Source organism: Streptomyces sp. S6 (assembly GCF_054880855.1).
Window position 1 is genome coordinate 1 of record NZ_JBTYMC010000191.1, and the last position, 12971, is coordinate 12971.

The window sequence follows — 12971 nt, forward strand, 5'->3', positions numbered from 1 at the left end:
CCCCCGCGCCTCGCACGCCCGCCGCGCCAGCTCGTCGACGACGACCACTTGCGTCGCCCAGCGCCTGCGCTGCCGCTCGTCCCGCGCGAGGCCCTCCGGGCGGGTGACACGGTCCCGGGCGGGGACGGCGTCGAGGAGGGCGTCCACCCGGGCGGTGGGGACGGTGTCGCCGGCGATGGTGGCGGCGAGGGGTGGGTGGTGATGGTGGTCGTGGGGGTGGGGCGGCGTGACGGCTGCGCCGTCCGAGGGCGGTACGACACCGCGCGCACCGCCTCCCGGCCCGGCCGGACCACCCGGCCCCGCCGGGACACTCGCCCCGGCCCCCGACTCCTCCCCGTTCACTCCGTCACCTCCACCACGACCGCCTCGGTGTACGCCACGCACCCGTGCCACCCGGCTTTCGCCAGCAGCCAGTACACCCCGGGCGCCACCGCCCCCGCGTCCACCTCGATCCCGCACTCCACGCTCTGTCCGGCGGGCACGGTGAACCCCTGGAGGCCGGGCGACACCCCCGCCCAGGTCCCCCACGCCGACACGGCCCACAGCTGCCCGTTCACCGGACCCCGGGTCGTGTTGCGCAGCAGCACCGGCACGGTCGTCCGCTCACCCCGCCGCACCCGGACCCGGTCCACGCCGAGGGACGTGTGCAGAGAGGGGCCGGGAGGCGGGCCGCCGGGGACGTCGACGGCGACGACGTCCTCGTACTCCTGGCCGCCGTGCCCCAGCCGTGCGGCGAGCCAGTGGCGGCCGGGGACGGCGTCCGGCGCGGGGACGATCCGGACCTCGGTGAGGCTGAAGCCGCCGGGGGCCAGGGCGTAGGGGACGACGGGCGGCTCGGCGGTCCAGCCGGCCGGGACGTCCAGGCGGACGGTGCCGGAGGCGGGCGCGTCCGTCAGCTCCGAGGAGACGCGCAGGGTCGCCGTGACCGGGCCGGCGGCCGTGAGGGCGGTGGGGGAGAGGTAGAGGGTGACGGGGAGGTTCCCGCGCGGGGCGGGGCCGGAGTTGTGCAGCCAGTACCGGGTGTAGACGGGCTGCGCGGGCTCGTGGACGGCGGGCAGGGCGACGGCCTCGGACGGGACGGCCGCCGAAACCGGCACCGCCATCACCGTCCCCACCTCGAACCCGCCGAGCCCGAACCCGACACCCCAGTCGGCCTCCAGCTCCTCCCCGGCCCGCTCCAGCACATCCGCCCGAGCCGCCGACGCCCACTCCACGGGCCCCGTCACGCGGGCCCGCACCGCGCGCCCCTCCACCTCGTGCACCCGCACGACGACCCCGAGCCCCGGATCCACGCCCTGCGACCCGCCCCGCGCGAGCGGCGATCCGACCGGTTTGAGCGCGTCCAGAAGCACCCGCCCCTCCGGCTCGACCGCGAACAGCGTCGCCGCCCGGGGCAGCCCCGTGTCCCCCTCGCCACCCGTCCGCACCCGCCCGCTCAGCGGCCGGTTGAACGCGTGCCCGGCCTGCGGCAGCCCCTGTGCACGCCAGTCACCGGGACCGGCGACGACGGCGTAGTCGAACGTGTGGGACCAGTGCTGGAGCTGGAACCCCGACCCGTCGGGCGCGGTCCGGCGCGGCGGATCGACCCAGATCCCGGACGGCCAGCCCGTGCAGGACCGCATGAGCGACATGTAGAGGTCACCCGAGGGCGTGACGACACACCCCGGCGTCCCCCGGTTCAGCACCGCGAAACTCCGCCCGTCCCACGCGTCCCCGGGCGGCAGCGCTTCCCCGCCACCTGCGGCGACGGCGCGGACGACGGCGTCCTCCAGGTCGGCGATCAGCGCGTCGACGGCCTTCGCGTCCTGCTCGGCGTCCGCGCCCGCGACGACCAGCAGCGGCAGCCGGTCCAGGTCGCGCAGGTCGGCGCCGGGCACGCACTCCTCGCGCAGGGAGGCGCGCGGCGCGACCCACACGGACGCGAGCCCGTCCTCGGCGAGCTGCCGGCGCAGTTCACGCGCGGCTGCCGGATCCCAGCCGAGCGCCTCGGCGACCAGCGCGTTGCGCTCGGGCCCGCCGACCGCGATCCGGACGTCCGGGAGGTTCGAGTCGACCTCCAGATCCCCGTACCGCTGCCCGCCCGCGACCGTCGAGGTCGCCGTGACCCCGGCGCGGACGAGCGCCGCGGCGAGCGGAGTGCCCAGCTCACCGGCGCTGTCCCAGTCCGGGTAGATCAACTCGGCGACACCGACGGCCCGTTCGCCCAGCAGGGAGCCGTTCGTGTCGTGCACGGCGACGCGGGCCGTCGAACCGAGCCCGAACCACGTGTTGACCGGGTTGTCGAGGGTCCAGGGGAATCGCTCGCTGTCGACGTCCACGAACCCGAAGCCGCGTCCGACGACCGCGTCCGCGACCTCGTGCACCGGCAGCCCGCCGCGCACGTCCGAGGGCCAGCGCACCCGGATCAGCCGGTCGGCGCCGTCGTACCCGTCGAGGGTCGTCGAGACGTCGAGCCGGTCGACGTCCGTCCACAGGGTGATGTGCTGCGTGTACCGGAAGAGCCCGAGGTCGCCGCGCACGGTGATCCGGGACCCGGCGGGGGAGGTCTCGACATCGATGTCGGCCGTGATGTCCCCGCTGCGCGCGGCGGTCGTCCCGGTGGGGGTGAGATGCCAGGGCCCCTCGCCGAAACGGGGGTGGCGCGCGTACTCCTCCTGCACGACGAGCTCGTTCCCGATCTCCCCGGCCCGCAGCAGCTCCCGCCCGTCCTCGGCGAGCGCCCGCAGGCTGGAGATCCCGCCGCCGCGCGCCGGGTCGACGGTCACCTCGTAGTGGGCGTTGCGGATCGTCGTCCCGCCCTGAGCCGTCCAGCCCGGCACCGAACCGTCCGCCAGGGAAAGGGCCTTGAGGCCCATGCCGGGGATGTCCGGTACGACGACGCTGAGTCGGCCGTCCTCGCGCACGGCGGGCAGGGGGAGGCCGGTGACGTCCAGCGGGACGAGCCCCGGGTCGTCGACCGTGAGGACGTCGTGCCGCTTCCAGGTCGCCGAGTTGAACACCACCAGGTCCGGGGCGCCGCCGGGCAGCGGGACGACCTCGGCGGCGAGCGCGTCGGTCGCGTCCGCGTGGACCTCACGTGCCAGGTCGAACAACTCCCGCCAGCCGGTGAGGAGATCGACGTACACCTGGTCCGACTCGGAGCCGGTGATCGCGTCGTGGTGGGCGCCGTAGACCAGTTGGCGCCACGCCTTGTCGAGGGCGGCGTCCGGGTAGGGGTGCCCGGTGAGGAGGGTGGCGAGCGTCGCCCAGGACTCGGCGTCCGACAGGAGCGACTCGCCGTACCGCTGGGCCTGCTTGGTGTCGATGTAGGAGACGTCCTTGCCGGTGTAGACCGGGTTCATGTCCCGGGTCTGCGGCGAGGCGACCCGGCCCTCGCGCTCCAGCTCGGCGCGGACGGCGGCGAAGAAGTCGCGGGGGATGCCGCTGACGAACCTCGGCCAGACGTAACGGGCGTTCCAGTCCCGGTGGATGCCCATCACCCAGCGGCACGGCGGCGCGTAGTCACCGCCGACCGGCAGCATCACGTTCTTCGTGAGCGCGACCTTCTTCAGCCCCTTGAAGAGCTTCAGCGCCGCCTGCTCGGCCTCGGGGAGCGTGGGCGCGTTGTCGATGGCCCAGCCGGCGCCGTAGTGGTTCACCATGTACGCCGTCAGCAGGCCCCGCCCCGAGGGGGCGATCCAGTTGAACTCCGCCTGGAACTGCATGCGTTGGGGGTCGCGGGGTTCCTCGCCGAACACCGACAGGGTCGGCCCCCACTGGTGGAACGGGCCGCGTGCCCAGGAGCTGGTGGTGATGTCCGCGTCCGCCATCAGGGCCGGGAACTGCGGGTCGTGGCCGAACGCGTCCAACTGCCAGGCGGTGTCGGGGGTGGCGCCCATGATGCCGCGCTGGAAGCCGTCCCCGTACAGCGCGTTGCGGACGGTCGCCTCGGCGCCGGTCAGGTTGGTGTTGGGCTCGTTGTAGGTGCCGCCCATCAGCTCGACGCGCCCGGTGCGGATCAACTCCCGCAGGAACGCCCGCTCTTCGGGGAAGGAGTCCCAGTACGGCTTGAGGTAGTCGACCTCCGCGAGGACGAACGTGTACGCCGGATCACGCCGCGCGAGGTCGCAGTGCGCGCGCACCAGGCTCATCCCGGACTGGCCGCGCGAGTCGAAGGTGCGGGCCGGCAGGCCGCTGGACGCGGGGTCGTCGGCGACGTCCCAGGTCTCCGTGTAGGCGGCCTGCGTGTTCCACCAGACGGGGTCGTAGTGGAAGTGGCTGACCATGAACATCGTCCAGCCGGGCTCGGCGGCGGTGAACTCGGCCGTGTGCCGGACGCTCGCCCCGCCCTCCTCGGCCTTTGCGACGACGGTGATCTCGCGCTTGTCGCCGGGGGCGAGGCCCTCGGCGGTCACGGGTATCTCGGCGCGGACGGTGCCGTCCTCGCCGACGGTGACGAGCGGCTCCTCGACGCCGTGGACGCCGTCGCCCGCCAGCGTCAGCCGGACCAGCCGTCCGGGGTCGTGCCCGATCTCGACGGCCACCACCTGACGGGGGTGCTCGGCGGTACCGGTGAACAGCTCGGTCGACTCGACGGAGATGACACGCATGGGGCTCCTACGGGAGGTCGAGGGAGCCTCATAGTGGCATCGCGCGGTGGTTCAATCAACCACTTCTGTGCACCGATGTTGGTTCATTCATGCGTGATCAGCGGGTGCGCCGCGCCTTCACCGCGTGCTGCGGACCGATGTGGTCGGTCAGCGCGAGCGAGGCGCTGGCCCGCTGGTAGGAGAGCTGCGCGACCCGTACGTACAGGCAGTCCACGATCATCAGCACCGAGTGCCGGCCCCCGATGCTGCCGGTGCGGAAACTCGTCTCGGACGTGGCCGAGATCAGCCGGACGTCGGCGGTGCGGGCCAGCGGCGAGCGCGGGTCGGTCGTCAGCGCGATCGTCGTCGCGCCCCGCTCCTTCGCCATCTCGAACGGCTCCAGCGTCTCCCGCGTCGACCCCGAGTGCGAGATGCCGATCGCCACGTCCGCCGGGGTCAGCAGGGCCGCCGAGGTCGCCGCGCCGTGCACCTCCGTCCAGCCGCGCACCGCGCAGCCGATCCGGAACAGCCGCGTCTCCGTCTCCTGGGCGACCGCGCCGCTGCCGCCCACGCCGTACACGTCGATCCTGCGGGCCCTGGCCAGGGCCTGGGCGCCGCGTTCCAGGGCGTCCAGGTCGATGCGGTCCACGGTCTGCTGGATCGCCCGCAGGTCGGCGCCGCCGACCACCTGCACGACCCGCTCCAGGCTGTCGTCCGGCGAGATGTCCGGGCCGATCTCGGCCGTCCCCCAGTCCGAGGCCTCACCCCGGCCGCGCTCCTGGGCCAGTTCGATCAGCAGGTGCTGGTAGGAGTCCAGGCCGATCGCCCGGCAGAACCGGGTCACCGTCGCCTGCGAGGTGCCGGTGCGGCGGCCCAGCTCGGCCGCCGAACAGTGCGTGACGGCGGCCGGATCCTCCAGGATCAGCTCGCCGACCTTCCTCAGGGAGCCGGCCAGCCGGGGCAGCTCGGTGCGGATCAGTGTGGTGACGTCGGTCGTGGGCATGCAGAGAAGGTATCAGCCACCGACTGACCGGTCGGATGAATACCAGGACCGGAGTGCACACCGCATTGCCCCTGAACCGGTCTCTGTGATTTATTGATTCACCTGTTTGCTAGATCAGGGTGGTTTGAGCCATCGTTCCAGTGGGGAGTGCCCAGGTGACCGTCGAGTCCGCCAACGCGTCCGTGAACGCGGAACGCTTCGCCGAAGAGGGACTTGCCACCCTCTCCCGTCTCGTTGGGACCGCGGGTCCCGACATCTCCCGGGCCGCCGCCCTCATCGCGGACTGCGTCCGCACGGACGGGGTGATCCAGGCGTTCGGCTCCGGGCACTCCCAGGCGCTCGTGCTCGAACTCGCGGGCCGCGCGGGCGGGTTCGTGCCGACGAACCGGCTCTCCGTCGCCGACCTCGTCCTGTTCGGCGGGGACGCGCCCAGCGCCCTCGACGACCCCCTGCTCGAACGCGAACCCGGCATCGCCGCCCGCCTCTACGACCTCGCCGCACCCCGGTCCCAGGACCTCTTCGTGATCATCTCCAACTCCGGCGTCAACAACATCATCGTGGAGATGGCCATCCAGGCGAAGGAGCACGGGCACAAGCTCCTCGCCATCACGTCCCTCGCGCACACCAACGCGGTCGAGGCGAAGCACCCCAGCGGCAAGAAGCTGGCCGATCTCGCCGACGTGGTGCTGGACAACGCGGCGCCGCGCGGGGACGCGCTGCTGCCGCTGCCGGACGGAGGGGCGGTGTGCGCGCTGTCGACGCTGACCGGGGTGATGCTGGTGCAGATGGCGGTGGCCGAGGCGGCGGGGCAGTTGATCGCGTCGGGGGACCGGCCGCCGGTGTACGTGTCGGCGAACGTCCCGGGGGGATTCGAGGGGAACCTGGAGCTGGAGAAGAAGTACGAGGGACGGATCCGCCGTACCGCCAGCTGAACTGCCGAAAGGGCCGCCATGGACATGGCGGCCCTTTCGTGTGCTCACTACTTCACCGGCACCCCCGTGACGGTCGCCGCCAACGGATACGCCCCCGTCGGCAACGGCGTCCCGGTCCTGCCGGTCCCCGTGTTCACCGGCACCAGCCGGTTCTCGTCCGCAGTCGTCACGTACACCGTGCCCCCGTTCCAGTCGGGCGTGACGTCGAAGGCGGAGCGGCCCACCGTCACCGGCGTGCCCGGGGCCCCGGTCACCGTGTCGACCGGCGTGACCGTGCTGCCCGTGCTGGCGCTGACCCAGAGGGTGCGGGAGTCGGGGGAGAGGGCGAGGCCGTACGCCTGGCCGGTGACGAGGAAGGCGGGGCGGACGGTGTTCGTGGTGGTGTCGATCGGGGTGACGGACGAGCCGCCGGAGTTGGCGACGTAGACCGTCCTGCCGTCCGGGGAGGCGACGACGTTGAAGGGGCGGGGGCCCACTCCGATCGCCTTGCCCGGTTTGGCCGTTGACAGGTCCACCGGCGTCACCGTGTTGTCCTGGATGTTGGGGACGTACAGGGTCTTGCCGTCGGGAGTGACTGCCAGGTTCTCCGGCCCCCGGCCCACCTTGACCGGCGTGCCGGGCTTCAGGGTCGCCGTGTCGATGGACTGCACTGTGCCGTCCGTGTAGTTGGCGACCCACAGGGTCTTGCCGTCCGGCGTGAGGGCGAGGCCCGCCGGGACCTTGCCGACGGGGACGTTCGCGGTGACCGTGCCGGCGGGGACGTCGATGACGCTGACCGTGTTCGAGCCCTGGTTCGCCGCGTAGGCGGTGCGGCCGTCCGAACTCACGATCACCTCACCGGGGTTGGCGCCGGTCTTGATCTCGGTGCTCGTGCCCGACGCGAGGTCGATCGAACTGACCGACGCGCCGCTGAAGTCGGCGGTGAGCGCGCGCGGCGTGCCGGTGCCGTCGGTGACCTGGACGGGCAGGGTGCGCGGGAGGGCGCCGGTGACGTTGAGCGAGCGGACGCCGGGGGCGGCGGTCGCGCCGGCCGTGAGGGTGACCGTGGCCGTGGTGCCGGTGCCGCTGGAGGGCGTCGCGGTGAGCCCCGCCGGGACGGTCAACTGCCAGGGCACGGACGCCGAGAACGTCAGCCTCACCGTCGTCGAGGCACCCGGCCTGAGCGAGACGGACGTCGGGGAGAAGGCGGCGTCGGGGCCGGGGGCGGGAGCGTTCTCCAGGACCGTGCGGTACAGGAACTGGTCCATGACGCCGGGCGAGACCTGCTGCGGGACGGCGTCGAGAGCCACCCGCTCGGCCTGGAGGCGGCTGAAGTACCGGGCCACGGCGTCGGCGTCACCGGCCTGGTGGGCCGCCAGCAGGTCCAGCGCGGTCAGCCCGGCGGTGCCGTACGCGCCCAGCTTGTCCAGCCAGGCCGAACTCTCCTTCAGGAAACCGGGGTTGGCGAGACGGGCGCGCAACTGCGCCGGGGTCGCCGCCATGTCGGTGAAGTAGGCGCGCAACGGCTTCGCGTCGCCCGTCGCGCGGAAGTCGGCGATGAGCTTCGCCAGGGTCGGGGACTCGGTCCTGTTCAGGGCGGAGGAGTAGCTGTTCTCCGCGAAGATCCGCAGCCAGTGCTCCGCCGCCGCCCCGCCGAGGTCGCGGACGGAGGCGAGGAACGCCTTGCGGGGGTCGTAGGCGTGCGGGTTCCAGAGGTAGGCGGCCGAGGTGAACAGAGCCAGCTTGCTGGCCTCGGCCTGGACCATCGGGTTGGCGGTGACGCCGATCGCGGCGGTCGCCACGCCGGGTTCGCGGCCGGTGTAGGGGCCGAGGAGGAGACGGCTGGTGACGTAGTCGTTCACCGGGTAGTTGTCCCAGATCAGCACCGGGTGGCCGTACAGCTCGCGGGCCCGCCGGGTCTGGGCGGTGGTGATGACCGCGGGGATCGTGGCGGTGCCGGTCCACTCGACGACGACGTCCTTGCCGAGGTGCTCGCGCAGCGCCGTCTTGTACGGGCTGTCGGCGAGGTCGTTGTACTCGGTGGGGACCATCTCCAGCGGGCCGAGCCCCGGCCGGTCCTTGCCGAACGCCGCCCACGCCTCGTTCAGCAGGTACGACTGGGCGGTACCGGCGGCGGCGCCGCCCGTGCCGAACTTCGCCTCGTCGGCGGGGCAGTTCCACTTCGTGTAGCTGATGTCGTCCAGCGGGATCGCGAAGGACCGCACGCCGATGTCGTACAGCGAGGCGAACTTCTTCACCAGGGCCGCGATGTCGGCGGCCGAGGAGTAGCAGACCGAGAGGCCGGGGGAGAGGGCGTAGGTGAAGCGGACGTGGTTGCCGGCCGCCCGGTCGGCCAGCTCCTTGAGCTGCGCGAGAGCGGCGGGCGGGTACTCGTCGCGCCAGCGCGCCCTCAAGTAGGCGTCGTTCTTGGGGGAGTAGACGTACACGTTCTGCTTCGTACGGCCGTAGAAGTCGAGTTGGGCCAGCCGGTCGGCGTGCGACCAGGGTGCGCCGTAGAACCCCTCGATGGCGCCCCGCAGGCCGGCGGCCGGCCAGTCGCGGACCGTGACGTCGGGCAGACGGCGGCCGGTGAGGAGCTGGCGGAGGGTCTGGGCGGCATAGAACGTGCCGGCGGCGCCCGCGCCGGAGAGGGCGAGAGTGCCTCGGCCCGAGGCGAGGACGTAGCCCTCGGCGGGCAGACCGGTGGGGGAGGGGGCGTGCAGGCGGCGCAGGGCGCGGGCCGTGTCGGGGTTCTCGGCGGGGCCGCCGAGGTACACCGTGAGAGCGGCCGGCGGCGGCTGGGTGCCCGCCCGGACGGTGACGAAGCGGTCGGCGCCGGCTTTGCGCAAGACCGCCTCCACGAGGCGTCGGGCGGCGGGGTCGGTGTGCTCGCCGACGACCTCGACGACCCGGGAGGGGACGGTGCGGGCGCCCGCGCCCGGCGTGATGTGCTGCGGGGTCGGCCACACCTGGGGGAGCGGGGTGGGGAGGGGGGCCGCGGAGGTGGGGGGAGGGGTGGGAAGCGTCAGCCCGAAGGCCAGCAGCAGGGCGAGAGGGAGCCGCCTGCGTAGCGCATGGGTGAATGGATCCATCGGCGCATCGTAATGAAGCCGAATCAATCATTCAATGGCGACGCGTGCGGGGTACGGGTGATTCAGGCCGCCTCCCGCCCTGCTCCTGCTGTTCCTACTCCGGCGGCGTGGGCATGTCCGGGGAGCGGTACATCGCCTGGACGTCGATCTCCAGCTGGATCGTCGGGCCGACCACCGCGATCCCCCGGGCCAGCATGGAGCGCCAGTTGAGGGTGTAGTCCTCGCGGTGCAGCTCGGTGGTGGCGAGGGCGGCGCAGCGCAACTCCTCGCCGTAACCGCCGTTGACCGTACCGAGGTAGGTCGTGTCGAGGTTCACCGAGCGGCTCACGCCGTGCATGGTGAGGGTGCCCTGGACGACCCACTTGGTGCCGCCCCGGTAGGCGAACCGGGTGCTGCGGAAGTCGATGTACGGATAGCGCTCGACGTCGAGGAAGTCGGCCGAACGCAGGTGGTTGTCACGCGTGTTGTTGCCGGTGTTGATGCTGTCCGCGTGGATGCGGACCTGGACGCTGGACTCACCCATGTCCTGCGTGACGCGTATCGCCCCGTCGAACCGCTCGAACCGCCCGTGCACATGGGCCATCCCGACGTGCTTGGCGATGAAGCGGATCGCCGTGTGGGGCGGGTCGAACGCCCACCCGCCCGGCGGCGGCAGCGGGAGCTGGCGTGCGGGCTGGAGCCGGACGAGACCCGGCGCCGGGCTGTGCCCGCCGATCACCTCGACCGTCTCCCGGTGCGGGTTCAGCCCCTCTGCGATCGCGAGCATGCTGTAACGGCCGGGGGGCAGGACGGCGACGAAGAACCCGTAGGGGTCCGTGATGCCGCGCGCGGCCACCTGGTGCGAGTCGAGCGCGGTGATCGTCACCTCGACCGCGCCCATCGGCTGGTCCACGGGGTCGACGATCGTCCACCCGACCGAGCCCGCACCCGCCGGCAGCGCGAGCCGCAGCCCGCTGTCAGCCGCCGCCGCGCCCTTGTCCCGTCGGCGCCGGAGCAGTCCGAGGGCCATGTTGTGTCACCTTCCGCAGTTCCTGAATATGTTGCGCGAGCCCGTCACGGCACTCCCGGTCCCGCGAGTGTGCCGTGCCCCCGTCACGGCACGCGAATCCCCCACGCGCACGCGCCGGCCGTCCCCACGGCCGACTCCACCATGCGCCCCCGCACCCCCGGACCGCCCCGCGTCCCCGTCTCCTCCACATGTCGTGCCCGAACTCCCCGCGCCTCGCCGGACGTTCGGGCACGAGTCGATCCCCTCAGCCGCGCCCGAGGACCCGCCCGAGCGCCTCCGACAACCGCTGTCCGGCGTCCTGCGCGGCCTCCGGGTGGCGGTACGCGACATAGCCGTCCGGCCGGACGAGCAGCACGCCCGCGTCGGTGATCTCACGCAGCCGCGCCCAGTCGCCGTACGGGTCCTCGTACTCCCGGCCGGGGCCGATCACCACGCAGGCCAGCCCCAGCTCGGCCGCAGCGGCTGCCCAGCCGTCGCCGCCGATACCGGTCAGCACCGTGAACCGGCCCTTGCCGACCGTGTCCAGCGTGGACAGGGTGCGGGTGCCGGAGGTGAGCCAGGCGTGCGGGAGCTTCGCACCCGGGCGGGAGGACGGCTGGTGGTGCAGCTCCGGGTCCCGGTCGAACCCGGGGTCGGGGGTGCCGTCCGGGACGACCGCGTCCGACGCGTAGCGCTGGTTCAGATCGACGCCGTGCGCGTTGAACTCGTACGCCTTGAACGCGATCGCCTCCCGCAGCCGCTCCCGGCGCTTCTCCGCCGCCGCGCCCGTGTCCTTGCGGGAGTCCATGTTGGCGCGCAACTGCTCCGGGGTCTGCGGGGTGAGCAGGTCGAGCGCCTCGAACACGGGGGCGGTCTCGCCGATCGACCGGTTCGCGCGGGTCACGATCTGCTTCCCGACCGGGGCGCGCTCGGCGGTGTAGGTGTCGAGGAGCTTCGGGCCCGCCGTGCCCTCCAGCACCAGCTTCAGCTTCCACGCCAGGTTGTAGGCGTCCTGGATGGAGGTGTTGGAGCCGAGCCCGTTGGACGGCGGGTGCCGGTGCACGGCGTCCCCGGCACAGAACACGCGCCCGTTGGAGTAGGTCTCCGCGTACAGGTCGTTCACCGTCCACGCGGACGACGACTTGATCGTCACCGGGATCTCGTCGTCACCGATCAGCTTGCGGACGACCGACTCCGCGTACTCCGTGGTCAGGTCGGGGGCGCCCGCCGTCACGTCGTAGCCCCACACGATCATCCACTCGTTCCACGCCCGCACACAGCGCACCAGGCCCGCGCCGATGCCGCCGACCGTCGCGCCAGGGGTGAGGACCCAGAACAGGGTGGACGGGCGGTGGGCGGTGTACTTCGTGAGGTCCGCGTCGAAGACGATGTTGATGCTGCCGGCCACGCCCATCCGGCCCACCGTCGGCAGCCCGGCGTCCTCGGCGACCTGCGAACGGCCGCCGTCCGCGCCGATCAGGTACTTCGCGCGGATCGTGTACTCGTCGCCGCGCACCCGGTCCTCGACGGTGACCGTGACGCCGTCCTCGTCCTGGACGAACGACTTGTAGACCGTGCTGTAGCGGAAGACCGTGCCGCGCGCGATCGCCGCGTCGACCAGGACCGGCTCCATCAGGTGCTGCGGCATGTCGCACATGCGGGTGGGGCTCGCGAGGTCGTGCGCGGCCTGGACGAGGGGGTCGTTGCCCCAGGACCGCAGCCGGCCCAGCTCCTCGCCGGCGAGGCTCGTGCAGAACGTGGTGTTGCCCATCAGGTGCTGGGGGGTGGCCTGCGCGATCACCTCGTCCTCGACGCCGAGGTCCCGCAGGACCTCCATCGTCCGCTGGTTGGTGATGTGCGCGCGCGGCGTGTCCGCGAGGCTCGCATACCGGGTGACGACCATGTTCGCCACGCCGTAGGTGCTCAGCGCGAGGGCGGCCGAGGCGCCGGCGGGGCCGCTGCCCACGATGAGGACGTCGGTGACGACATCGGGCTCGACGGTGTGCACGGGGACGCTCCGAGGGAAGAGAGGGGGATCTTCCAAGATCATGAGCCGCGACGGAAACGAACGGGTGTCTCAATCCGAGACACATGTGGAGGCCCGGAAAAGGGAAGCGGCCTCGCGGAAACGACGTTCACCCCTTACCATTCGTTGCCCCTTCAACCGTTGCCGGTACGGTGAACAGTGCCATGACGACCACAGAACACCTCCCGATCCTCACTCGCATCCGCGACGCCCGGAAACGCTTCCTGGCGGGCGGACCCGTACCCGAAGGGGTCCCGGAGGACGTCGTCTCCGCCTGGCGCCGCGCCCGCTTCCACGGGGTACGGCACGACGCGACCGGCGAGGAACCGCAGCCCGCGAGCGCCGGCCCGCTGCTGGAGGCGGCCAGCCCCGTCCTCGACCGG

At 72.6% G+C, this 12971-nt stretch carries 6 protein-coding genes and 2 pseudogenes; 2 read left to right on the forward strand and 6 right to left on the reverse strand.

The window, feature by feature from the left end; genetic code table 11:
• The 3 genes and pseudogenes from ACVNF4_RS23600 to ACVNF4_RS23610 all read right to left on the reverse strand — a co-directional run.
• Positions 1–342: pseudogene (locus ACVNF4_RS23600) on the reverse strand (hypothetical protein); the annotation flags it as partial.
• Entirely contained in the window at positions 339–4589 is a 4251-nt protein-coding gene (locus ACVNF4_RS23605; RefSeq protein ID WP_461804875.1) for a glycoside hydrolase family 38 N-terminal domain-containing protein, read from the reverse strand. The gene ACVNF4_RS23605 and the pseudogene ACVNF4_RS23600, both read right to left, overlap by 4 nt.
• Before the next feature lie 97 nt (positions 4590–4686).
• Positions 4687–5571: a MurR/RpiR family transcriptional regulator gene (locus tag ACVNF4_RS23610; RefSeq protein ID WP_461804876.1), complete on the reverse strand. Its 885-nt coding sequence runs from the start codon at positions 5569–5571 to the stop codon at positions 4687–4689.
• A gap of 155 nt (positions 5572–5726) precedes the next feature.
• On the opposite strand from ACVNF4_RS23610, the gene ACVNF4_RS23615 reads away from it, so the two are divergent.
• Positions 5727–6503: a sugar isomerase domain-containing protein gene (locus ACVNF4_RS23615; protein WP_461804877.1), complete on the forward strand. Its 777-nt coding sequence runs from the start codon at positions 5727–5729 to the stop codon at positions 6501–6503.
• A gap of 47 nt (positions 6504–6550) precedes the next feature.
• Here the strand turns inward: ACVNF4_RS23615 and ACVNF4_RS23620 are convergent, their stop codons facing one another.
• From ACVNF4_RS23620 to ACVNF4_RS23630, 3 genes are all read right to left on the reverse strand, one after another.
• Positions 6551–9574, reverse strand: a complete 3024-nt coding sequence (locus tag ACVNF4_RS23620) for a beta-N-acetylglucosaminidase domain-containing protein (RefSeq protein ID WP_461804878.1) — start codon at positions 9572–9574, stop codon at positions 6551–6553.
• A 94-nt stretch (positions 9575–9668) separates the two neighbouring features.
• Positions 9669–10583 (reverse strand): YceI family protein, encoded by a 915-nt coding sequence (locus tag ACVNF4_RS23625; RefSeq protein ID WP_461804879.1) that lies wholly within the window; start codon positions 10581–10583, stop codon positions 9669–9671.
• A 244-nt stretch (positions 10584–10827) separates the two neighbouring features.
• Positions 10828–12570, reverse strand: a complete 1743-nt coding sequence (locus tag ACVNF4_RS23630) for an FAD-dependent oxidoreductase (protein WP_461804880.1) — start codon at positions 12568–12570, stop codon at positions 10828–10830.
• Between the two features lie 182 nt (positions 12571–12752).
• Between ACVNF4_RS23630 and ACVNF4_RS23635 the strand changes: the two are divergent.
• A pseudogene (locus ACVNF4_RS23635) lies at positions 12753–12971 on the forward strand (regulator); the annotation flags it as partial.

Bases quoted from the DNA above. Each gene is read 5' to 3' on its own strand.
- ACVNF4_RS23610 (WP_461804876.1), bottom strand. From the start codon at position 5,571: ATGCCCACGACCGACGTCACCACACTGATCCGCACCGAGCTGCCCCGG.
- ACVNF4_RS23605 (WP_461804875.1), bottom strand. From the start codon at position 4,589: ATGCGTGTCATCTCCGTCGAGTCGACCGAGCTGTTCACCGGTACCGCC.
- ACVNF4_RS23625 (WP_461804879.1), bottom strand. From the start codon at position 10,583: ATGGCCCTCGGACTGCTCCGGCGCCGACGGGACAAGGGCGCGGCGGCG.
- ACVNF4_RS23620 (WP_461804878.1), bottom strand. From the start codon at position 9,574: ATGGATCCATTCACCCATGCGCTACGCAGGCGGCTCCCTCTCGCCCTG.